We start from the raw sequence: 22729 nt of genomic DNA on the forward strand, positions 1-22729 counted from the left end.
TACAAACTAGGAGGAATGATAATGATAGCAGCGAAAAATGTCTTCATTGGATTTGGCAAGGCTGCCAAAACCTTAGCAGGTGCCCTCGCCTCACGTGGAGAATCGGTTATTATGATTGAAGCTTCTGATAAAATGTACGGCGGAACCTGTATTAATGTCGCTTGTATCCCGACAAAAACTCTTCTCACAAGTTCCCAAAACAATCAATTAGGAAATGCACAAGAAAATTACCTAAATGCCATCGTAAATAAAAACGATGTTACAGGCACTTTACGGAGCAGTAACCTTCATAAAATTGCCGATAAAGCCACCGTCACCGTTTTAAATGGGCGCGCTGAATTCGAAGCACCAAAACAACTCAAAGTTACCTACAAAAATGGTAAAACCGATGAAATTAGTGGTGAACGAATTTTTATTAACACCGGAAGTACCCCAATTATTCCTGACATTCCTGGTTTACGCGATAGTCGCTTTGCCAAAACTAGTGAAACCCTCATGGATCAAAGAGAGTTACCGCGCCAATTAGTCATTATTGGGGGTGGCTACATTGGATTAGAGTTTGCCTCAATTTATGCTAATTTCGGTTCTCAAGTGACTGTGCTTGATGCTGGCAATAAATTCATGCCACGTGATGAACGTGAATTGGCAACTGCGGTCAAACAAAACATGGCACAAAAAGGTGTTCAATTTGAAGCCAATGCTCAAATAGAAAAAGTTGAGGATCAACCTGGCGAAGCGGTCATTTCCTTTACTCAAAATGGGAATACCCGAAAAATTGCCGCCGATACTGTTTTGGTTGCCACGGGTCGCAGAGCAAACATCGACGGTCTTGGCTTAGACAAAGCTGGTGTTAAAACCAACCAGCATGGCATTGTGGTCAATGATCACCTTCAGACCAACGTGGCAAACATTTGGGCAATGGGTGATGTACGTGGTGGCGCTCAGTTCACCTACATTTCATTAGATGATTACCGTATTGTTTTAGACCAACTAGTAGGTGAAGGTAAACGTACCCTTTCCGAACAAGCCTTAGTTCCGCATGTGGTCTTCTTAAATACCCCAGTTGCCACAATTGGCTTGAATGAAGAACAGGCTAAAGCGCAAAACATCGCTTACCAAAGCGGCAAGATTGCTACAGCCACAATTCCTAAAGCTCATGTGCTAGGCAACACGACTGGCTACTTGAAGGTCCTGGTTTCTCCTGAGACACATGAAATTTTGGGCGCAACATTATACTGTGTTGACGCCCAAGAACTCATTAACACCATTTCGTTAGCTATGCACCAACATATTCCCTACGAAGTCTTGCGGGATCAGATCTATTCTCATCCAACTATGACAGAAGCTTTCAATGATTTATTTAGTGCCATTCAATAAATTTTTCTATCTAAAAAACGGTTAACACCTTTTACCTCACACGATGCAGTTGTGTCATCACTACTGCTTTTCCTGCTTGGTAACATGGGTGTTAGCCGTTTTTTTTAAGCATTTTTTGCAATAATTGGCTGCCAGGACTCTAATACCTTTTCCTCAGAATACCGTTCACCAATTTCATATGCTTTTTCACTATATTTAGCTAACAAATCTGGATCACTTAGTAAATCAATGATTGCTCGACTAAATAAGAACACATCTCCATCGCCCTCTTCAATTAATCGACCGTTTTCGTGATCCTTAATGATCTCGCTTGGTCCGTAATGACTTTCGTATGCCACTGCTGGAACGCCATGAGCCATCGCTTCGATCATTGCCAGTGGCATAGCATCTGAACTGCTTGCACTGACAAATAGAGCTGCTTGGTTGTAAATGGTGGTCAAATCGTAAACAAAGCCTTTGAAATGAACTTTATCAGCCACTTTGAGATCTTGTGCCAATTTCTTTAAGCCGTTAATATCCTGCTCACTACCATAACCATACACATCTAGGCTCACATTTGGAATCTTCTCACCAACAATTTGTAAGCTCCTGATTAACTGCTCCACTTGTTTTTCCGCGGTCAAACGGCCAACGAAAATTAACCGATCATTTGCGCGGGTACGATGCAAAATATGAGGCTCATTACGAACAGCATTTAAGACTGCTTTTCCAGGAATAACGTAAACTGGTACCCGTGGATGATTCAATTTTTTCTCTAGATCCTTCTGCTGAGCTTTAGTCATCACGATAATGCCGTCTAGTTCATCAATTCGTGGTCCAAATACAGGTACGTAAGCCGCGTCGAAGTCACTACGAACCGGCTCGTTAGGATTTGTCGCATGAACAATTGGCAAGGACACATACTTATGGGCCAGCGTGACCATATTTAGCATTGGTAAGTTAGTTTGCGCAGGTCGATCGGCAATGAAAGTTTGGTGGCTCCCCTGACTTCGATTTAGTTCGTCTAAGAAAAAGGTAAATAATTCGTTTAGATTGTCAAAATTGTAATCTTCACCTTTGTAATCAACCAATTTCAATAAAGAATTTACTGGATTGCCATTCGCATCATGCATATAATAAGCTTGATAAACGCACTTACCTGCTGGTGTAAACAGGAACTCGGCCGCTGGGTCTCCAGTTGGTGTAAAGTACTTGTCCATTGATTTGAAGCCACGCCAGTCATAGAATTCTGTTTTGGCTGTATGTCCATAAGCATCATAATAGTTGATGTAAGATACTTGTCCGTATGTGCCACTGGCAAAATATATATCACCCACAACGCGATCGCCATCTGTCATTCGACTAAAATCTGCTCCCTGATCGATTTCATAGTCTTTCGGCAGATTTAAATCAACCGTTTTGAGTGTTTTCGGCTTTTCGATATGTTCGGCGTGCTGGAAGAAATCAAACATGTTCACCACATCGTCATCTTCCAAGCCCAGCGTCGTCATGTTACGATGCAACTCTTGATTATAATCACGCGTCACAATCTTGGCGGGCACATGATTATTCTTAAATAGTTGAATTCGATTAATTTCGTTATATTCAAGTCCAGAATTTAACGCCATCAAATATTCATTTAAAAAATAAATCATCTATTCACCCTCCTTTTCTGCCTTAAAAAAATGATCCGCATCATTTATTAATTGTTGCCAAGCGTTCCATATTGCCTCTTCGCTATACCGCTTACGACTCACATAAGCATGATCACTATATTCTTGTAGACGCTTCTGATCCGAAAGAAGTTTAATTAACGCGTGAGCAAATGCTTTGTAATCCCCATCCTTAACTAAGGTGCCACTAAAACCATCTTCAATGATATCCGAAGGTCCGTATGGAATATCATAGGCAACAACAGGCAATCCATGTGATTGGGCCTCTAATACAGCTAGTGCGAACCCTTCTACACGGCTAGTTAACGTGGCTACCTGAGCTTTATCCATCACTTCACCGATGTTTGTTGAATAGCCTTTAAACGAAACAACTTGATCCAAATTAAGACTTTTAACTTGTTTTTGTAAAGCTTTATCAGTTGTGCCATCCCCATAGCCCCATAGATCTAAAGTAGCCTGTGGTAATTTTTGATGTACAATTCCAAAAGCTTTGATCAAATGATCTAAACGTTTTTCGGGGAAAAGCCGGGCTACTTCAATGACCTTACCCGGCGTGCGATCTTGGAATGGCACATTTGCTTTTTCTATTAAACGATTGGGTACAATGCCAACTGGAATGGTAAAGATTGGTGTTTTTTTAAAATCAAATCTGAGCTTAGCATCCGCTGTTTGTCGTTTTGTGGAGTCAATCACCGCATTCCAAGCCGTAAAGTTTTTCAAAGAAAACTCAAAGTTATTGTTCAAGACGCGATCCATAGGGTCATTGGGGTCAGCAGTGTGGGCGTTGTGTAAAAACAAAACCTTGTACGCGCGTGTTTGCATATGTAATAGCGCCCATTCTGTTTCAACTGCACGATCAGCAATGAAAACATTATGTCCGTCATCTTCTTGATTGAGTTGATCAAAGAAAAAGCGCTGTAACCCTCTCAAACCGGTAAATTCATAATTTTGTCCGTGAAAATCAACCACGCGTAGCAAGGAATTTTGCATTTTTCCTTGTCCATCTTTAAAGTAGAATGACTCATATACAAGCTTGCCTTCCGGTGAGTAAATCTGTTCATTACTAACACCGCCTTCAGGATTATGAATTTCCACAATAGATCTAAATCCGCGATGGTCGTATCTCTCGCGGCGTAATAAATTCCCTGCATAATCAAAGAAACTTACTGTCTGTACCTGTGTATCATGTTGCCCCCATGGTTCAATCCGCACTGCTAGTCGACCTTTGATGTCCTTTGCCACAAAGTAATCATTTTCGGCTTTTAACTGACAGCCATGTGGCAACTGAATATCTTTAGCGGTTAGCTTTCGTGGCTTAAAATTTTCGGACCCTTGAAGAAACTCAAACAAATTAATGTGATTGTCTTCCGGAATCCCAGCAACCTTCAAATTATGATGTAAATCAACCTCAAAATTTCGTGTCACGATTTTATTAGGCACACCATAATCGTTAAATAAGTGTACCCGTTTAATTTGGGCATGTTCAATTCCTGATTTGTTTAAAGGAATCGTCGTATTTAGAAAATAATACATAAAATCCCACCTTTGACTTAATCTTACTATGCTTCTCATTTGATTATAACAGAAAGCGTTCTCTATTTAACTACGTTTCTCAAAACGTTGATTCACGGGCAATTCAGTAATACTGTTAATTAATTTCAATTTAATTTCAGTGGCCCGTTTCAAACCGATTTGCCCTCAATCACCACCTGTGACTAAACGAAAAAACGCCCAGATAACTTTGTCTGTTATCTAGACGTTTGTTGTATTTAACTTAAAATTCCAAACTTTCATGTCGTAATCTTGGCAGACGCTTTGCGACCGTCTTTACATTGAGTAAATCCCAATCAGATAAATTATGTGAAATGGAGTTCTTCCCCCATGAACCACAACCAAGTGTCAAAGAAGGTGTAATGTTATTGAACTTATAGCCGATAGCACCTTGTGAAGTTGGGGTATTAATTAAAATACGGCAAGCATCCATTTCCAAAGCAAACCGGGTAATAAAATCATCATCTTCAGTATGCAGCCCAACTGTATGTCCTAAACCACCTAAGTTTAAGCCACGCTTCATTAAATGCATAGCCTCATCCTGACTAGTAGCTTTAACCATAGTTAGTACGGGTGATAACTTTTCATGAGACAAAATGTAATCACCACCAAGACCGGCCATTTCAGCAACCAAGAATTTAGCATCCTTTGGACAATCTTCAATGCCAGACCACTGAGCAATCGAGTAAGCCGATTGACCAGCTACCTTAGGATTAACAGATTCTTTTTCTCGGTTCATGACAACAGACTCAAAGTTCTCCATATCGGCTGCTTTTACAAAGTAGGCCCCCCGTGCTTTTAAGCCATTTTTGACGTCATCGTAAACTTCAGCATCGACAATCATATTGGATTCAGAAGCACAAATCATCCCATTATCAAATGACTTGGACAAAACAATATCATCTAAAGTTTGTTTGAGGTTAGCCGTTTTTTCAACATAAACCGGCACATTACCAGGACCTACTCCCAAAGCAGGTTTACCAGTTGAATATGCTGACTTAACCATTCCCGCACCACCAGTTGCAACTACTGTGGCAATACCATCATGGTTCATTAATTCTGTTGTGGCAGCCATGCTAGGCTTTGTAATCCACTGCACACAATTTTCAGGGGCACCTGCTTTAACAGCTGCTTCAGCAATAATTCTACCTGTTTCCACACACGTCTTTTGGGCAAAGGGGTGAAATGCGAACACGATTGGGTTACGCGTTTTAATTGCTAACAAAGCATTGTGGAAAACTGTGGAACTTGGGTTGGTAACCGGTGTCGCACTGGCAATAACACCAATTGGTTCAGCAATTTTCATAATGCCTTTTTCACGATCATTACTGATCACACCCACAGTGCGATCATTTTTGATTGAATTGTAGATATCTTTAGTTGCGAATTGGTTTTTGATAACCTTATCCTCATAAACACCACGGCCAGTTTCATCAACTGCCATTTTTGCAAGCTTTTGACGTGCGTGATAGCCAGCTTTTGCCATCGCATGCACAATCTTGTCGATTTGTTCCTGATTCATGACGCTGAGACGATCTAAAGCAATATGAGCCTTTTTAACAAGATCGTTGACCATAACTTGTGTTTCATCAATTTCTTTCTTGTTATCCAAATCTTTTATCATATTATTATATTCTTCCTCTCAGAATGAGTATGTTATTCGCTTCACAATTATCATTGTATCTTTCTGATAATTGTTTGTAAATGGCATTTGCTTACATAATCTATAATTGATAGGAATCATTGTTTATCAAGCATTCAAGGTGCTTTGTGCTTGTGAAAATCATCAATCTGTTCAGTGGCTTTCAAATAAACACTTTGTGAAATAAAACACAAAAAGTAATCGCTTTCTTCACAAACTTTTTTCTAATTGGCTGAACGGCTCTCTTTTTAAAACCTTTCTAATTCATAACTGGAACGGTCCAATTAATTCTGCTTGCCACAGAATTTTGTGGTACTCGCCTTTTCATAAGCCGCATCTGTTTATCCCGGAATTTCATAAGTTTCATCTTAGAAAATCAAAAAAAGCATGCTACCCAAGTTCTTGCGGCTAACATGCTTATTTTTTAACTTTTTACTTTAATTCAGTGGGCTTATGCTTAGCTGATCTTTGTAATAAACGGATTAGTTCTCCCGTCTGAACTTGATCCACAATCATATTTGAGGTTACCTGCATTAATTGCTCTGAGATGTTTTTGGCAAGTGTTGTCGTGTGTTCCATCCCGATTCTAGCAATCTTTTGGTTCACAATATCAATAAATCGATCATACGCTTGCTTTGGATAGTCTGTGGCAGTAATGCGATCAATGCCTGACCGAATCACATTAATCGGAAACGATTGTTTGAGCAACGTAATCAACAAAATATCAGCCACCTGCATCACCTGATATTTCTTTTTAGTTGGCGCTACAACTGCCTTTTGCTTCACATAATTATTAATCATTGTTGGTGTGACGGGATCCATACCAAGAGGACCTGTGTAACCTGTCAATAATGCCACCACCTGATCCATGTAAAGATCAAAGTTAGGTAATTCATCCCAGTGTGGCAACTTAACTTCTCTAACTGTCTTTAACCAATGATTGTACGACTCTAGTTCACTCATTTATTTCACCTCATCCATAGATGTTACCGTTATTATATCATTGTAATCTAGTTTTTAGAACTAGATTGTCCTTTCAAAGTTTGTTTTCATGACGGATAGGGCCTAAATGTGCTATTCTTAAAAAAATACTTATGAATTGAGGCGCTTATTTTGTTTGAATTTACCAAAAAAAGACGTGTAACCGACGAAGTGAAAGAGCTTCTTCCCCAACCTGTTATTGAAGGCCTTTGGGATACTTTAAAGCAGATGAAGGCTGACAAACTTGTGGTTTCTCCTGTAATTGCTTTTGTTTTTAGCGATGATTACACTGAAGACACCATTTATGTGATGGGATTACAAAATTCTGGGGCAGTCGCTAAGGAATATGATATTTCATATGACGGTCAAAAACATTTTCTCGGCAAGGGAACTATCATTGTGGTTAAAGACAAGCCCAAAACAATGACGATGAGCATCAGCGAACTTAACGAACAATCAAAGGAGTAAGTTCAATTTTGAAAACATTCAAAAAAGTCATTTTGCTCTCATTGACTTGCTTGTTAGTCATTGGATTGGGTGCTTGTTCAAAACAACCCACAAAATCAGTCAAGGATAAAACGACAAGTTCTGCTAAATCACAATCATCTAAAAAAAGAGTTCCGAAGACCGCTTCACTAAAGGGACAGACCTTTCAAACGAAACAAGGCACATTTGTGCTTACCGAAAATCATGTCAGTGCATCAGCAACCAAAAATAAACAAGTCCTGATTTTGAAATACACGTTTCGTAACACTGGCAAAACACAATTAGTGCCATCCGATGATTGGTATCGCTATATTAAAGCTACTCAAAATATAAACGGTCGGGTTAAAAACCTTGAGCAAGGATCCTTACCATTTTCAACCACAACCACACCAGATGACAAACTTGAAAACGCTTCGGTAAGTGAAGTTAAGCCTGGACACACGATTCAAGTGGAAGCTTCTTGGCAATTGGCTAAGAATGGCAGTCCCGTCACCCTCAAATTTTACGACACGCACCATCAACTTGTGGGCACAAGACATTACGCCACAAACTAAGTTCCAACTAATCATTTTGACAAAAATATCATACTGAAAAAGATGCTTGTGACTTCGTAACTAAGCGAAGAAACCAGCTTTTTTCTCGATTTTGCCTATTTTTGCCTATTATAGTTTAGAGACAGCAAGAGACTGGGAGATTTTTCCCGGCCTCTTTTTCGTTCTTATAAGTTTCCGTCAGACTCGTTCCCCTGCTTTTTTCCACTAAACTTTAGGACGGCTAAGAATAGCAGAAAGCACAACCTAAGCTTGACTCCCGCGGGATTACGATCCCGCATCCGTCAAACTCGTTCCCTTGCTTTTTTTTGCTAAGTTTTAGGACGGCTAAGAATAGCAGAAAGCACAACCTAAGCCTGACTCCCGCGGGATTACGATCCCGCATCCGAGACCCGCTCTCCTGCTTTTTTTTGCTAAGCTTTAGGACGGCTAAGAATAGCAGAAAGCACAACCTAAGCCTGACTCCCGCGGGATTACGATCCCGCATCCGTCAAACTCGTTCCCCTGCTTTTTTTCGCTAAGTTTTAGGACGGCTAAGAATAGCAGAAAGCACAACCTAAGCCTGACTCCCGCGGGATTACGATCCCGCATCCGTCAAACTTAGGTTGTGCTTTCTATCGCTATTCTTAGCCCACTACTCTTTTATGGCATATCATTTCCTGCCGCATAGTAAATGTCGTACCATTCCTGGCCCGTCATCTCCACATCACTTCCGGCCAACGATTCCTTAATATGCTGCGGATTCATCGAACCCACCAACAGCTGGAACTTCGCCGGATGACGCAAAATCCATGCCGTGGCAATCGCATTCTTCGTCACACCATACTGATCCGCCAATTCCTGCATCTTCTTATTCAACTCAGGGAACTTCGGATTATCAATAAATGGACCATCAAAATTTCCCCATTGATATGGTGACCACGCCTGAATCACAATATCATGAATCCGTGAATACTCCAAGAACTGACCATCATGATCCGTTCCCCGATCATCTTGCATATTCGTATGCATCCCAAAATCAATCATATTTGTATGCATAATTCCAAACTGCAACTGGTTGAACATCAATTTCTGAGAAACTGCACGCTGCAACATCTCAAACTGCATCGGATTAAAGTTCGAAACCCCAAAATGACGTACCTTGCCAGCAGTCTGCAATTCATCAAATGCTTCTGCAACCTGGTCTGGTTCCATCAGCGCATCTGGTCTGTGCAACAAGACGGAATCCAAATAATCCACATTCAAACTTTCCAGTTCATGATTTACCGCATCAATAATGTGTTGTTTTGAAAAGTCATAGCGGTTACCGTAAGGCTTGCCTGACCCATCATCATTTCCATTACGAATGCCCACCTTAGATTGTAGCCATAAATCATCGCGGCTAACAGATGAATTTGCTAAGGCATCTCGAAAAACTAAATCTGATTTTCCGCCACCATAAATATCGGCAGTATCAATAAAATTGACACCATTATCAACAGCCGTTTCAATCACTTTAGTTGCAGAATTTGTATCAAGGACGTTCATTCGCATAATTCCGAGTGCCACATTAGACACTTTTTTGCCACCAATTGTAATTTGTTTCAAACGTATCACTCCTAGATTTATAATATTTAAAACTACTCACTTATTACCTTAACACCGATCAATTCAAATTAGAATTAATTTGTGATCGGTTACATTAATTAACACTAAAAAAGCCGTGATTTCAAAAATCACAGCTTTAAATCAATTAGTTAATTGGAATTTGCGTATTATTTTCAAGCTTCTCTTCACTCTTTGGCAAAGTAATCTTCAAAACACCACCATCGTATGAAGCACTGATTTTATCCCGATCAACATTTGGTAAATAAAACTGACGTGAAACATTACTGTAACTACGCTCTTGACGAATTAAATTACCCTTTTCGTCCTTTTGCGCCCTATCAACGTTATGCTTTCCTTCAACTGTCAAAGTATCATTATCATAGTTCAGGCGGATATTTTCCTTCTTAAACCCAGGTAATTCTGCTGAAACTTCATAATTTTTATCATTTTCCCGGATGTCCGTCTTCATCGAGCTACTTTGAGTCATTGATTTGAAGAAATTCTTTCCAAAATTATCAAAGAAATCAAATGGTTCAAAATCATCAAAATCCCTATTTCTTAACTCGTTAGCCATAATTCAAGACTCCTTTTTATATAAATTTTATAAGGTACATACCTCATTTCCTCGGTACACTTATATAGTAGGACCATCTAGAATTGAATGCAAGAAATTAGCACTCCACTAACAAGAGTGCTAATTTCACTTTCGTTTCAGCTGTAAAAACCTCATCCAGGTTAGTAGCAAATCTACCTTAGAAGCAAAAAACCACTAAGTCATATGGCCTAGTGGTTCTTCTTTAATATGTGATAATCTTATGGGTTTCATTTGGTTTGTCTTGAACCTTCAAATCCAAGGCATTTCCTAAAATATGCAACGCTTTTTCTCTAGTCGTAACTTGGTCCATGTCAAAGATGATTGATTCAATGGCACCGCCAATAAAATCGAAACGTTCAAAGAAAATGTAAGGATCTTCACTTTCACGAGAATGAAATTCAGCTTCAATTTTTTCATAAAAGCCCTGACTCCACAAACGATCCTTCATATCAGGAAAATCATTTCGGGTAATAAAGCCCTTTTCCTCAATGATATCCGCAGCCTCTTTGACATCTTCCTTATCGTAATCAATTTTGGCAATTTTTTCTTGATCCGTTTCTACTTTTACTGCATCCTTTGCCATTTTTGAGATCTCCTTTATTATAATTTACGACCTCATCCTAGCACTACTTTTTAAAATCGTTAAGAGAAAACGCTTTATTTTCGATTCCAAGTGGCAATCATCTTTTTCTGACGATGAATCCCCCAAAGTTTATCTAATTCAGTCACAATCAACACAACAATCCCTGCCACAACTGGAATCAACCATAAATTCCAAGCTAGACTAGCTGTACTGAAAATCGTTTGCATGAACGGCAAATACGTAATACCAGCCTGTAAGACTAACAATACCGCAATAATGACAAAAGCCATTGGGTTACGGAAGATGTCTCTTGAAAGCGCTGGTTTAGGCGTACGAATGTTGAACAGATAGAAAATCTTGCCCACCACAATTACGTTTAAGGTCACTGTACTTGCAACTACTGGGCTGATTCCTTGAAGTGTGAGCCATTTGAAAGCCCCAATACCTAATCCAGCAATTAAAATAGACACATAGACAATTTGCCATACATCTTTTTTATTTAAAAACGCCTGATTACTCTTTCGTGGCATACGCTTCATAATTCCCTCTTCGGCTGGTTCAAATAGAAAAGCAAATTGAATCGTGATTGCCGAGACCATGTTAATCCAGAGCAATTGGGTCGGAACTAATGGGAGGTCTTGTTGCAGCAGAATCGAGATTAGAACAATAAGACCTTCTGCAAAACTGGTAGGTAGCAAGAATCGAATTGTCTTTTTGATATTGTCATAAACGTGACGGCCTTCCTTAATCGCAGTGGTTAAAGTAGCAAAATTATCATCCGCTAAAACCATGTCGGCTGCTTCTTTGGCTACGTCAGTTCCCTTAATTCCCATTGCGATGCCAATGTCAGCTTTCTTCAAAGCTGGCGCATCATTGACACCATCACCGGTCATCGCAGTAACTAACCCGTTTGCTTGATAAGCCTCGACAATACGTAGCTTGTTCATCGGTGTGGTCCGTGCAAAAACGTTGTAGTTTTGAATGACATCTTTTAACTTGTCATCTGACATTTCATCAATTTCAGCACCAGTAATGGCAGAAATGTTTTCATCTAACCCTAATTTCTTAGCAATGGCCGCCGCTGTTTCCGGGTGATCTCCTGTAATCATCTTAACTTTGACGCCAGCATCCCGCATTTCTTTTAATGCCACCATAGTTTCTTCGCGCGGTGGATCAATAATTCCAGCCACTCCAAGAAAATGCACACCTGCTAACACAACTTCATGGGTCAGCGTGTGAACTTCACGTTCCACTTTTTGATACCCAAGTGCCACAACTCGTTCCCCATTTTGCGCCAATTCAGAAACTTTTTGTGTCCATGCCTGTGTATCAAAGTCAGGATCAGCTTTTTCTGCCATTGCAAATACCTTGTCAGGAGAACCTTTTACTAAAATGACACGTTGCCCATCTGGATCTTCATCCAGCTTAGCAATATAGCGATAATCCGAATCAAACGGAATTTTATCTAATTCAATTAAATCTGGCTCATTTTTCTTAAACACTTTATGATAGAGGGTCAAAAAAGCGCCATCGGTAGGTTCCCCATTGATTTCCCATTTATCATCCGTTTCGATCAAGCGGGTATCGTTTGCTTCATGTCCTGTGACCAACAAACGATCCAAATCTTCATCCTGACCAGGTGTCACGGGTTGACCATCCTTAGTAATCGCACCAACCGGTTGATAGCCCGTACCACTCACGGCATAACGCCCTTGCGTGGTAATGATGGTATCAATGGTCATTTCGTTTTTAGTTAACGTACCAGTCTTGTCCGTATTAATAACATCCACAGCGCCCAGCGTTTCAACGGCGGGCAACGTTTTTACAATGGCATTTGCCTTGGTCATTTTTTTGACACCCATTGCTAAAACGACTGATGTACTAGCGGGCAATCCTTCTGGAATGGAACCGACAACCATTGTGATGACAGCAATCATTAAAACGGAAAGTGAATAGACTTGTGTAATCAAGCCAAAAATTGTCAACAACACAGCAACCGCGACAATGGCGTAAGACAAATACTTTCCTAAGTCATTAATTTCGCGCATCAGTGGTGTTGTTTTGGACTGCACCTTTTCCATGCTGGCATTAATTTTTCCAATTTCGGTATCCGCACCGATTGCAGTGACCATCCCTAATCCACTTCCATTAGTGACGGCTGTTGATGCATACGCCATATTCAAACGGTCGGCTAAAGGTGTTTTGGGGTCTGTTAATATTTCATCGTTTTTTAAAACAGAATCTGTTTCTCCTGTTAAAGAAGATTCTTGAATCTTTAAATTATCAGCAGTTAAAATTCGTAAATCTGCCGGAACATTATCACCTGCTTCAAGGAAGACAAGGTCACCTACGACCAAATCTTCTGCGGCAATATCTTCTCGGTTCCCATCACGAACAACTGTTGCTGAAACTTGCAGCATTTGTTTGATTTTTTCAATTGCCTCTGAGGCTTTACTTTCTTGAAAATAACCAATCAGCGCATTAATAATCACAACCAGTCCAATCACAATGGAATCTGAATATTCTCTTAAAAAGAATGTGGCAATTGCTGCTACTAAAAGAATATAGATAATGCTGTTATTAAACTGTTTAAAAAATCGTTTCAGCTTGCTTTGCTTCTTTTGAACCAACGCATTGGGCCCATTTTGTTTGAGTCGTCTCGTTGCCTCCTCACTTGAAAGCCCCTGATCAAGTTTAATATGATCTTGATCTAACAGTTGGTTCATCGATTGTGTGTACGGATGGGGTGGTTTGCCGTGCTTAAGTTCCCCGCCGTAGTCATTACTATCCGAAGCAGAACTTTTTGTCATAATTTAAAATTCCTCCTATATATAAAAAATGTTTACTTCTGGTAAGAATAGCATACCTAATCCACTGTTTAATGTCAAAGAATAACTTATCCGTTCAATAAGAAATCTAGAATTATTCATAATTATTTCACACATTTGTTTAACTTATAGCAAAATAAATAATATCCACGACCATTTCCCAAAGATTTTTCTGTAAAGACGCGCTATAATATAGAGATAATGTAATTACAAAAGAAATGGGGAATGTTCCTTGGACAGTGGTCAGATAATCAGCGATAGTATTATCATTTTGATTACCTTCATCCTGGCATATTTTTTCGTTGCTGCCGAATTTGCACTTGTTGAAAGTCGGCTAAGTGCGCTTGAGGAAGCAAGAGAAACAGCAGTTGGCGGACGGCTCAAAAAAATCAACCGAGCTATCCATATGGTTTCAAATTTAAATGAATACCTTTCTACGACACAGGTCGGGACATCGGTTTGTGGTATCATCTTAGGTTGGATTGGTGAATCATTTGTAGAATACTTTATTATTCGCTTTTTTGGGTTTGCTCATCTGATTAATCAGGCTTCATTGCACGCAATTGGAGCCGTCGTGGGTGTTCTCCTCTTAACATACTTAGAAGTTGTCATCACTGAAATCGTGCCAAAGAATATCAGTATTGATATTCCACTTAAGGTTTTGATGGCTGTCGTTACCCCTTTGCATTGGTTCCATACGGCTTTTTATCCGTTCGTTTGGTTATTAAATGTGTCAGCAAATGGCATTGTTAAACTCATGGGTATGCAGCCGGCTGATGAAAGTAACGAAGTTTTTTCTCAGGCCGAAATTCTTAGCCTCTCCAAAAATGCCGTAACTGGTGGTGAGCTAGATCAAAATGACTATGTTTATATGCAACGTGCCTTTGATTTTAATGACAAGGTTGCTAAAGACATTATGATTGATCGTACGCAACTTGTTGTGCTGGATGTCACAGCCACAGTAGACGATGCCCTCCGACTTTACTTACAAAAACGATTTAGCCGTTTTCCAGTTGTCGCTAACAATAATAAGGACAAAATTCTGGGATATGTTTATAACTATGATCTTATGCGACAAAGTCGCGTAGATGGCAGCATTAAGGTAAGTCGTTTGTTACGTAACATCATTACCGTTCCCGAAACTGTGCCCGTCCAAGATGTCTTGCAAAAAATGCTTCAAAAGCAAACACCAATTTCAGTTGTTGTTGATGAATACGGTGGTACAAGTGGTATTATCACGGATAAAGATATCTACGAGGAAGTTTTTGGAACCATTAAAGATGAAGTCGACGATGTCTCTGGTGACTATATCCACAAGGAAAAAGATGGTAGCTATCATGTAAGTGGCAAAACAACTATGTACGACTTTGAACGTTACTTTGGTATTGACGTGCCTGGTTTCGAAGGCGAAGACGTGGTTACGCTAGGCGGTTTTGTGATCGATCATCATCCGAATATTCAGGTTCACGATAAAGTTCGAATTGATCGTTATAATTTTGAAGTTTTAGATAACGAAAACGCACATATTGATTGGTTCCATGTGACAAAAGTTCCAGAGGATGAATTCAAAAAGTTACAGCAACACAAAGAAGCCGAACGTCTAAATGCAGATGACTAGCTTAAACAATTGAGATAAGTAAAGTTTTGAATAACTTATTAAGTAAAAATAAAAGCGCGAAACAGGAGAATTCTTTTCTGTTTCGCGCTTTTTTTGACAATTCTGCAAAGCAGTAAGCGGCATTTAAGCGTGGCTCCATGCGGGATCGCCATTCCGCCTCCGGCCGCACCTGAAACTCCCTGTGTTTGTTCACTTTTTTCAGGACAACTCCGCAAATCAGTAAGCGGCATTTAAGCATGGCTCCATGCGGGATTGCCATCCCGCCTCCGCCACACCTAAAACTCCCTGTGTTTGTTCACTTTCCTCAGGAGAACTCCGCAAATCAGTAAGCGGCATTTAAACGTGGCTCCATGCGGGATCGCCATTCCGCATCCGGCCACACCTGAAACTCCCTGTGTTTGTTCACTTTCCTCAGGACAACTCCGCAAATCAGCAAGCGGCATTTAAGCATGGCTCCATGCGGGATTGCCATCCCGCCTCCGGCCACACCTGAAACTACCTGTATCTGTTCACTTTCCTCAGGACAACTCCGCAAATCAGCAAGCGGCATTTAAGCATGGCTCCATGCGGGATCGCCATCCCGCCTCCGCCACGCTTAAATGCCGCTTACTAACCGATTTGCTCCGTTCACTTCTTTTTTAGGACCGCTCGGCAAAGCAAAAGGCGGAAATTAAGCACAACTCCCGCGGGATCACGATCCCGCCTCCATCACTTTTCCCTGTTTTTTTCCGCTGAGCCTTAGGACCGCTCGGCAAAGCAAAAGGCGGAAAATAAACACAACTCCCACGGGATTGCGATCCCGCATCCGTTGTGCTTATTTTCCGCCTTTTACCACTTTGCCTCGCGCACTACTCCAAGAACCTCCTACTCAAATACTTTGGCAACCCATCATCCTCACTTGCTTCCGTCACCACATCAGCCTGCGCCTTTATCTCATCACTACTATTTCCCATCGCCACACCTGTTCCAGCAGCCTTCAACATTCCCAAATCATTTTTATCATTTCCAAACGCAATCGTATGATCCAACGGAATTCGGTACTGATGCGTAATGGCCCTCACCGCACTCGCCTTATCCACTCGCTTAGCAATCAGCTCAATATTATCTGGACTCGACGACGACACATTCAACACATCCGCATCTATCAACCGCTGCCGCGCAACCGCCAACTTATCCAACTGTCCCTGCGCAATCACAATGCCATTAATAATTTGTTCACTCACTTCATTCAAATGATCCCGGTCGTGCACATCCTCAAATTTACCAGCCCCATCTTGCATCACTCGCATTCGTGCCAACCGACTCAAATCCCAAGGCCGTTTTCGCGTATAAAAAGTCCGATCCGTACTAAAAAAATTGGTTGATAATCCGAGCTCTTTTGTCACATCATATACTGTACTGATCGCCTTCCACCCTAAATGGTCAACGTGCAGATGATGTCCCTTTTGATAAACCGAACCATTAGAAGCAATAATTTCCACTTCTGGATTAATGCGCTTTTGAATCACTTGCGCCAACGAAAGCATCCGCCCAGTCGCAATATAGAAGATAAAGCCCTTCTGCTGCAGCTGTTCAATCACTTTTTTCGTCATTTTTGAGACATTTTGGTTATGTGAAATTAGTGTCCCATCAATATCCATAAATACAATATAGGGTTCCAAAATAACGACCTCAATTCTTCTTCATTTATTTCTGATACTCTTAGTTTACTACTTTGATAAACCGTTTTCACAACTTTCAAAAAATATATTTTCATAAAAACTTACGTGTTAAAATAACATTATTGCCGTACAATAAAAATAGTAATATTTTAAGGGGGTTCCACCATGTCGATCATTCACATTTTATTTATTTCCATTGCCGGTAACACCCGTTCATTTACCCAAGATTTGCAGGATTATGCTGAAGCACAGCACGCTAAAGATACCACCAATCCCCTCATTTCTCTAAAAGAGATTTCTGAAGAAACAGATTTTGAGAGTGAAACCGACCCATACTTTGCCTTTGTTCCCACTTACTTAGATGGTGGTAATGGCATTGACAATGGTGTTAAAGAACTCATGACTAACGTTTTAGGCGAATACATCGCATACAAAGACAACCGTAAGCTTTGTTTGGGAGTTATTGGTAGTGGTAACCGTAACTTTGGACTTCAGTATTGTCTCACAGCCAAACGTTATGCTCGTGACTACGGCTTTGAGTACCTTGATAACTATGAGTTACGTGGTACAACTGCCGATTGTGCACGGATATATGAAACATTGAAGAAAAATAATGTTGACCAAGCCGTTTCCAAATAAATTTAATGTCCATATAAAAAATGACGCCAGATTTCCTGACGTCATTTTTATTTACTAATAATCTACCAAGTGATGGTATCTGGGTCTGTTGCTAAGCCTGCCACACCGCGCAAGCCATCAATAGTCTTCATATCTGCATCGCTAATTTCAAAGTCAAACAACTTTGTATTTTCAACAATGCGATCCTGATGGACAGATTTTGGTAATGGTAAAAAGCCATGCTGTAAGGACCAGCGCAAAACGACTTGTGCCACTGTTTTATGATACTTATCACTCAAGTCCTTTAATTCGGAAACACCAAAAATTTTACCAGTTCCTAGTGGACTGTATGCTTCCGATAAAATATGATGTGCTTCATTATACTTCACAACTTCGGGTTGTAAGTCACTTGGATTCAAGAAGATTTGGTTTACCTGAGGTGTCACTGTGGCATCTTTTAATAAAGCATCTAAATGCTTTGGACGGAAATTAGAAACCCCAATTGCACGTAACTTACCAGCTTTTTGAGCTTCTTCCATTGCTCGCCAAGTTCCGGCATTTGCTTCTTGCCAAGAATCGCGGAAAGCAACTGGATTTGGCCAGTGAATCAAGAAAAGATCTAAATAGTCTAATCCCAAGTTACTCAAAGAAGTGTCAATGGCCTTTTTCGTGTTTTCATAGCCATGGTCTTTGCCAGTTAGCTTAGAAGTTACCCACAACTGATCACGTGCCACACCACTATCTTTGATCCCTTTACCAACACTCTTTTCGTTTTGATAAGCAAATGCAGTATCAATATGACGGTATCCAGCTTCAATAGCCTCTTCCACGGATTTTTCAGCAACTTCACCATCTGGTGTTTGCCAAGTTCCAAAACCAACGATCGGAATCTTGGTACCGTTGTTTAATTCGTAAGTATCTGTTAATTTTGTTAAATTTGCCAAAATAAATCCTCCAATCAAGTAGTTGTTTCTATTATAAGTCAAAAGCTGACCCTATGAAAAACATTTGGTTTCTGCCCTAACTTATTCTATGATAAAGCCATATTATTACAGCTTATTGAAAGAAGTTTCGTCGTGGATAAAAAAGCAGACTTTAAAAAACGCGTTTTATTTTTAGCAATTTCAATTGTACTCAATTCCTTTTCCAATGCCCTAACTGTTGCCAGTCACTGTGGAAGTGCCTTATGGACGGCCTCTTCAGTAAATCTGAGCGAGTGGTTTCACTTCCCGCTTGGCAATGTCTTATTCGTCGAAGGCATCGCAGTCGTCATCGCCAATGCCATTCTTCTCAAGCAACTGGAATGGCACCGGATGTTGGGGAACCTTGTTTTTATGATCCCATTTTCTTATTTGGTTGGTGGTATTAGTAATGGCTTAGATACCCATGGCTTTTTAAATTTACCATTAGGTATCCGAGTATTAGCCGACATACTTGGCATTGTGGGCATTGGCATTGCTGTTTCAATCTATCAACGGGCCAATATTGTGTTGCATCCCAACGATGATTTGACTTACATCGTTCGTTTCAAATTCATGCACGGTAAAGCTGCCACCGCGCAGTGGATTAGTTATATTCCGGCGATTTCACTCATCTTGTTAACTTTCACTGTTACCGGGCATATTTATGCGGTTGGCCTTGGGACACTTCTTGCCTTTGTGCTACAGGGAGCCGTAACGGGTTGGGCGGACCGGCATGTATTCACAACGTTAAAACATCATCTTAATATTTAAATAAATTTGTTAGGAAGACCATGCGGACTGTGCTATCATTTTTCATGTAGGTTAATTCTAAAAAACAAGATTACGGGAGGATTTATCATGGTGAGATCACGAGTACTTCAGTTACAGCAGGGCAACAATTTCAGAGAACTCGGCGGTTACCAAACGATGACCGGAAAAACGATTAAATGGCATAAAATTATTCGTTCTGCAAAATTGGGTAACTTAACTGATCAAGATATTGATTTTTTAAACGCGTATGGCTTAAAATATGATGTCGATTTTCGTTCTCCGGAGGAAAAATCCCAAGCCCCAGATCGTATTCCTGAACAAACAAAATATTTATTCATCCCCGTCTTTTCGACCGACGAAACTCAAAATTCGAAACAAACGGATCGTTTACAACGGAAAATGGAAAATGACCCTACTTCTGGACGTCAGCAAATGCAGCGTGCCTACCAAGATATTATTACCAACCCTCACTCACAAAAAGCTTACAGAAAATTTTTTGATGTATTACTTGAAAATGATCATCCGGACAGCACGCTTCTTTTCCACTGTACCGCAGGAAAAGACCGAACCGGAATGGGCGCCGTTTTCTTCTTAAGTGCTTTAGGAGTCAACGAAGATACCATCAAAGCTGACTATCTCTTGACCAATAAGGTGACTAAACCAGCCTTGGATGATCTCGTCAAAACTTTGAAACTAAAAAACGCTTCCTCTGCATTCATTCAAAGTATGCGTGATTTACAGAGCGTTCAAATCTCATTTTATAATACCGCTATGGACCAGATTCAAAAGGTTTCCGGTGATATGCCCAATTACTTGCACGAGTACTTGAGTCTCTCCGATAGTGACATTCGCGATTTACAACACATCTATCTTGAATAACGTTTTTGATACAGGAGGCACAACTTTATGAAAAGAAAAAATCTCATTGGATTAGGCATTGTCGCACCTGCTGTGCTTGGTATTTCCGGCATTACGGCTATCAGCGCTAGATTATATGATTACGCTTTTCGCCGCGTGGATTACGTTCCCGAAACCTCTGCCGACAAACAAAAATATGCAGACGATTACTATGACTACGTCAATTGGTTTCATAGTGTTCCCTCCCATCAGTGGACCTTACATCCGTCTGACTTAGAAAATCGTGTAGAAGCCACTTTTATTCCCGCAGCCAATCCCAACGCAAAAACGACTGTTATTATCGCCCATGGGTACAAAGGTAACGGTGAAACGATGTCGAACTATGCCAAAATGTTTTACGACATGGGTTATAATGTCTTGCTCCCTGATGACCGTGCTCACGGCAATAGTTCGGGGGACTATATCAACTTTGGCTGGATCGATCGTCAGGATTTCGCGGAATGGAGTCACAATGTGGTCAACAATATTGGTGAGGACTCAAAGATCATCATGTTTGGGGTCAGCATGGGTGGCGCAACTATCCAAATGACTAGCGGAGAAATGCTGCCGCCACAGGTTAAACTCATGATTTCAGATTGTGGCTACTCAGATTTACGCTCCGAATTATCCTATTTACTTAAGAATCAGTTTCATTTATCCCCGACAATTTTTGTTCCCATTATCAATGCCATTAATCACCACCGGTTAGGCTTTTCCATTGATGATGTGTCATCCGTTAAACAGCTCAAAAAAAATACCCGGCCATTTTTATTTATTCACGGTGAAAAAGATGTCTATGTCCCCACGTATATGGTGGACGAGTGTTTTGAAGCTTGTCCAGAACCTAAAGACATTTGGATTGTCCCTAATGCGTCACACGCTGAGAGCTTTTGGATAAATCCAGCTGCTTATAAAGCAAAAGTGACCCAATTTATTAAAAAATATCTAAATTAACAAAAGAGGCTGGAATTTTTTCCAGCCCCTTTTTTATTCACAAATTTTGTATTTAAGCGTCATGGAGTACCCGAAGCATTTCGGCGAAGGACACTCGTCTGGTCTCTCGTGGAATAAAACTCCGAATCTCATCTTCATTGAACCCCACTTGTAATTTATTATGGGTGAAAATAATTGGCTTTTTAATCAAACTTGGATATCGGACCAAAAGGCGATGCAGTTCACTAATAGTCAAAGAATCTATATATTTTTGTCCAAACTTTTTATAGGCTTTTGAGCGCTCAGAAATAATCTCCTCGGCGCCATATTCGGTTAATGATAAAACTTTTTTTAGTGTCTGCAAGGAAATTGCTTGAGAAACCACATTGACACGGTCGTAGTCTAAATGATGTTCATCTAACCACTGACATGCTCTTCTTGCTGAACCACAACTTGGACCCCACAAAACTGTTATCTTTTCCATGTAAAACACTCCTTTAGTTTTTCTTATCATTACTATAAGTCAAAGTATAAACGAAACAATTAGTTTTGTCTATACTTTTTTATAACTTTTTTGAAATCGTTTTATTCTTGTTATATTTTTGTCATAAACGGTAACGAAAAGACTTCTTTCATGAGCATTTGTCTTTTTCTACCTAAGACAGGTTGGTACACTTTAGTTAAGTCCTAAACCCTGATTTAAGGAGGAATTCGTCATGGAAACTAAACGCACATTTAGGTGGAAAGCCTTTTTACTTTTTGTTGTTGGCGTGCAAATCTTAGGAAGCCTTTCCGGGTTATTTGCAGGTAATATCAAGGCTGTTTATAATGCGCTATCGTTACCCCCTTTAGCGCCACCGGACTATTTATTCGGTATTGTTTGGCCATTGCTCTACTTATTGATTGCAATTTCTGGGTACCTGATTTATCAATCCATTGCATTTAAAGGGGAAAAAGTCACCAGTTATATTCTTTTTGCCGTTCAGCTAGCCTTAAACTTCGCCTGGAGTATTGTGTTTTTTGCGGGCAATTATTACTGGGCAGGTGTGGTGATTGTGGTGCTCTTAGATTTAGTTGTTTTAAGCTGCGTCTTGCAATATTACAAAATTAATAAGGCTGCTTCACTTTTACTTGTGCCTTACTTAATTTGGATTCTTTTTGCCACGTACCTTTCAATTGGCGTAGCAATTCTCAATTAAAAAAGCCGCTATAATGCGGTTTCAAGAGAGTTAATAAAGCTTTAAATTTTTCGTCACACTTTCTTCATAATTAAAAGGTAATCTATAAACATAGATAAAAGTTAAACGCCTTTATCTATATGAAAATAGCATACTCCTCCAAAGTTACTATATTTCATTGTTTTTCATGATAACAACCTACTCCCCTATATAAAATAATCCGATCAGCAATGATCGGGTTATTTTTTTGCAAATCGA

At 40.1% G+C, this 22729-nt stretch carries 20 protein-coding genes; 9 read left to right on the forward strand and 11 right to left on the reverse strand.

The window, feature by feature from the left end; genetic code table 11:
* Positions 1-21 precede the first annotated feature (21 nt).
* On the forward strand, positions 22-1377 hold the full coding sequence (locus IV80_RS02785) for an FAD-dependent oxidoreductase (RefSeq protein ID WP_057749189.1): 1356 nt from the start codon (positions 22-24) through the stop codon (positions 1375-1377).
* 104 nt (positions 1378-1481) lie between these two features.
* Here IV80_RS02785 and IV80_RS02790 read toward each other — a convergent pair whose 3' ends face one another.
* From IV80_RS02790 to IV80_RS02805, 4 genes are all read right to left on the reverse strand, one after another.
* Complete coding sequence (locus IV80_RS02790) at positions 1482-3011, reverse strand: glycosyltransferase (protein ID WP_057749192.1); 1530 nt, start codon at positions 3009-3011, stop codon at positions 1482-1484.
* Positions 3012-4562, reverse strand: coding sequence for a glycosyltransferase (locus IV80_RS02795; protein ID WP_057749195.1), 1551 nt, complete (start codon positions 4560-4562; stop codon positions 3012-3014).
* A gap of 241 nt (positions 4563-4803) precedes the next feature.
* Entirely contained in the window at positions 4804-6204 is a 1401-nt protein-coding gene (locus IV80_RS02800; RefSeq protein ID WP_057749197.1) for an aldehyde dehydrogenase family protein, read from the reverse strand.
* 450 nt (positions 6205-6654) lie between these two features.
* Positions 6655-7185, reverse strand: coding sequence for a DUF1836 domain-containing protein (locus IV80_RS02805; protein WP_057749201.1), 531 nt, complete (start codon positions 7183-7185; stop codon positions 6655-6657).
* A gap of 150 nt (positions 7186-7335) precedes the next feature.
* Between IV80_RS02805 and IV80_RS02810 the strand changes: the two genes are divergently transcribed.
* Entirely contained in the window at positions 7336-7671 is a 336-nt protein-coding gene (locus IV80_RS02810; RefSeq protein WP_057749204.1) for a hypothetical protein, read from the forward strand.
* A gap of 8 nt (positions 7672-7679) precedes the next feature.
* The gene (locus tag IV80_RS02815) at positions 7680-8243 is read left to right on the forward strand and encodes a DUF5067 domain-containing protein (RefSeq protein ID WP_057749207.1); all 564 of its coding nucleotides are present in this window, start codon (positions 7680-7682) and stop codon (positions 8241-8243) included.
* A 639-nt stretch (positions 8244-8882) separates the two neighbouring features.
* Here IV80_RS02815 and IV80_RS02820 read toward each other — a convergent pair.
* The 4 genes from IV80_RS02820 to IV80_RS02835 form a co-directional block, all read right to left on the reverse strand.
* Positions 8883-9827 (reverse strand): aldo/keto reductase, encoded by a 945-nt coding sequence (locus tag IV80_RS02820; RefSeq protein WP_057749211.1) that lies wholly within the window; start codon positions 9825-9827, stop codon positions 8883-8885.
* Between the two features lie 145 nt (positions 9828-9972).
* Positions 9973-10401, reverse strand: coding sequence for an Hsp20/alpha crystallin family protein (locus tag IV80_RS02825; RefSeq protein ID WP_057749214.1), 429 nt, complete (start codon positions 10399-10401; stop codon positions 9973-9975).
* Between the two features lie 223 nt (positions 10402-10624).
* Positions 10625-11005, reverse strand: coding sequence for a hypothetical protein (locus IV80_RS02830; RefSeq protein ID WP_057749217.1), 381 nt, complete (start codon positions 11003-11005; stop codon positions 10625-10627).
* Positions 11006-11079: 74 nt separating this feature from the next.
* Complete coding sequence (locus IV80_RS02835) at positions 11080-13815, reverse strand: HAD-IC family P-type ATPase (protein WP_057749219.1); 2736 nt, start codon at positions 13813-13815, stop codon at positions 11080-11082.
* A 250-nt stretch (positions 13816-14065) separates the two neighbouring features.
* Between IV80_RS02835 and IV80_RS02840 the strand changes: the two genes are divergently transcribed.
* Positions 14066-15451, forward strand: coding sequence for a hemolysin family protein (locus IV80_RS02840; RefSeq protein WP_057749223.1), 1386 nt, complete (start codon positions 14066-14068; stop codon positions 15449-15451).
* Between the two features lie 848 nt (positions 15452-16299).
* On the opposite strand, the gene IV80_RS02855 is transcribed toward IV80_RS02840, so the two are convergent.
* The gene (locus tag IV80_RS02855) at positions 16300-17112 is read right to left on the reverse strand and encodes an HAD family hydrolase (protein WP_057749231.1); all 813 of its coding nucleotides are present in this window, start codon (positions 17110-17112) and stop codon (positions 16300-16302) included.
* A 165-nt stretch (positions 17113-17277) separates the two neighbouring features.
* Between IV80_RS02855 and nrdI the strand changes: the two genes are divergently transcribed.
* Entirely contained in the window at positions 17278-17751 is a 474-nt protein-coding gene (gene nrdI, locus IV80_RS02860) for a class Ib ribonucleoside-diphosphate reductase assembly flavoprotein NrdI (protein ID WP_057749234.1), read from the forward strand.
* A 62-nt stretch (positions 17752-17813) separates the two neighbouring features.
* On the opposite strand, the gene IV80_RS02865 is transcribed toward nrdI, so the two are convergent.
* Complete coding sequence (locus IV80_RS02865; RefSeq protein ID WP_057749237.1) at positions 17814-18674, reverse strand: aldo/keto reductase; 861 nt, start codon at positions 18672-18674, stop codon at positions 17814-17816.
* A 132-nt stretch (positions 18675-18806) separates the two neighbouring features.
* Here IV80_RS02865 and IV80_RS02870 point away from each other — a divergent pair, with 132 nt between their 5' ends.
* The 3 genes from IV80_RS02870 to IV80_RS02880 all read left to right on the forward strand — a co-directional run bounded on the left by IV80_RS02870 (position 18807) and on the right by IV80_RS02880 (position 21314).
* A complete protein-coding gene (locus IV80_RS02870) occupies positions 18807-19463 on the forward strand; it encodes a YczE/YyaS/YitT family protein (RefSeq protein WP_057749240.1) in 657 nt (218 codons plus the stop codon).
* Between the two features lie 87 nt (positions 19464-19550).
* Positions 19551-20342, forward strand: a complete 792-nt coding sequence (locus IV80_RS02875; protein ID WP_057749243.1) for a tyrosine-protein phosphatase — start codon at positions 19551-19553, stop codon at positions 20340-20342.
* A 27-nt stretch (positions 20343-20369) separates the two neighbouring features.
* Positions 20370-21314, forward strand: a complete 945-nt coding sequence (locus IV80_RS02880) for an alpha/beta hydrolase (RefSeq protein ID WP_057749246.1) — start codon at positions 20370-20372, stop codon at positions 21312-21314.
* A 52-nt stretch (positions 21315-21366) separates the two neighbouring features.
* Here IV80_RS02880 and IV80_RS02885 read toward each other — a convergent pair whose 3' ends face one another.
* Positions 21367-21777, reverse strand: coding sequence for a Spx/MgsR family RNA polymerase-binding regulatory protein (locus IV80_RS02885; RefSeq protein WP_057749249.1), 411 nt, complete (start codon positions 21775-21777; stop codon positions 21367-21369).
* 232 nt (positions 21778-22009) lie between these two features.
* Here IV80_RS02885 and IV80_RS02890 point away from each other — a divergent pair, with 232 nt between their 5' ends.
* The gene (locus tag IV80_RS02890) at positions 22010-22492 is read left to right on the forward strand and encodes a TspO/MBR family protein (protein ID WP_057749252.1); all 483 of its coding nucleotides are present in this window, start codon (positions 22010-22012) and stop codon (positions 22490-22492) included.
* Positions 22493-22729 lie beyond the last annotated feature (237 nt).

Origin of the sequence: Pediococcus cellicola, assembly GCF_001438655.1 — a bacterium.
In the GTDB taxonomy this organism is placed as follows: domain Bacteria; phylum Bacillota; class Bacilli; order Lactobacillales; family Lactobacillaceae; genus Pediococcus; species Pediococcus cellicola.

What these genes read in the sequence shown, in the direction of transcription:
- IV80_RS02785 (WP_057749189.1), top strand. Translation starts at nt 22, where the DNA reads ATGATAGCAGCGAAAAATGTCTTCATTGGATTTGGCAAGGCTGCCAAA.
- IV80_RS02790 (WP_057749192.1), bottom strand. Translation starts at nt 3,011, where the DNA reads ATGATTTATTTTTTAAATGAATATTTGATGGCGTTAAATTCTGGACTT.
- IV80_RS02795 (WP_057749195.1), bottom strand. Translation starts at nt 4,562, where the DNA reads ATGTATTATTTTCTAAATACGACGATTCCTTTAAACAAATCAGGAATT.
- IV80_RS02800 (WP_057749197.1), bottom strand. Translation starts at nt 6,204, where the DNA reads ATGATAAAAGATTTGGATAACAAGAAAGAAATTGATGAAACACAAGTT.
- IV80_RS02805 (WP_057749201.1), bottom strand. Translation starts at nt 7,185, where the DNA reads ATGAGTGAACTAGAGTCGTACAATCATTGGTTAAAGACAGTTAGAGAA.
- IV80_RS02825 (WP_057749214.1), bottom strand. Translation starts at nt 10,401, where the DNA reads ATGGCTAACGAGTTAAGAAATAGGGATTTTGATGATTTTGAACCATTT.
- IV80_RS02830 (WP_057749217.1), bottom strand. Translation starts at nt 11,005, where the DNA reads ATGGCAAAGGATGCAGTAAAAGTAGAAACGGATCAAGAAAAAATTGCC.
- IV80_RS02835 (WP_057749219.1), bottom strand. Translation starts at nt 13,815, where the DNA reads ATGACAAAAAGTTCTGCTTCGGATAGTAATGACTACGGCGGGGAACTT.
- nrdI (WP_057749234.1), top strand. Translation starts at nt 17,278, where the DNA reads ATGTCGATCATTCACATTTTATTTATTTCCATTGCCGGTAACACCCGT.
- IV80_RS02875 (WP_057749243.1), top strand. Translation starts at nt 19,551, where the DNA reads ATGGTGAGATCACGAGTACTTCAGTTACAGCAGGGCAACAATTTCAGA.
- IV80_RS02880 (WP_057749246.1), top strand. Translation starts at nt 20,370, where the DNA reads ATGAAAAGAAAAAATCTCATTGGATTAGGCATTGTCGCACCTGCTGTG.
- IV80_RS02885 (WP_057749249.1), bottom strand. Translation starts at nt 21,777, where the DNA reads ATGGAAAAGATAACAGTTTTGTGGGGTCCAAGTTGTGGTTCAGCAAGA.
- IV80_RS02890 (WP_057749252.1), top strand. Translation starts at nt 22,010, where the DNA reads ATGGAAACTAAACGCACATTTAGGTGGAAAGCCTTTTTACTTTTTGTT.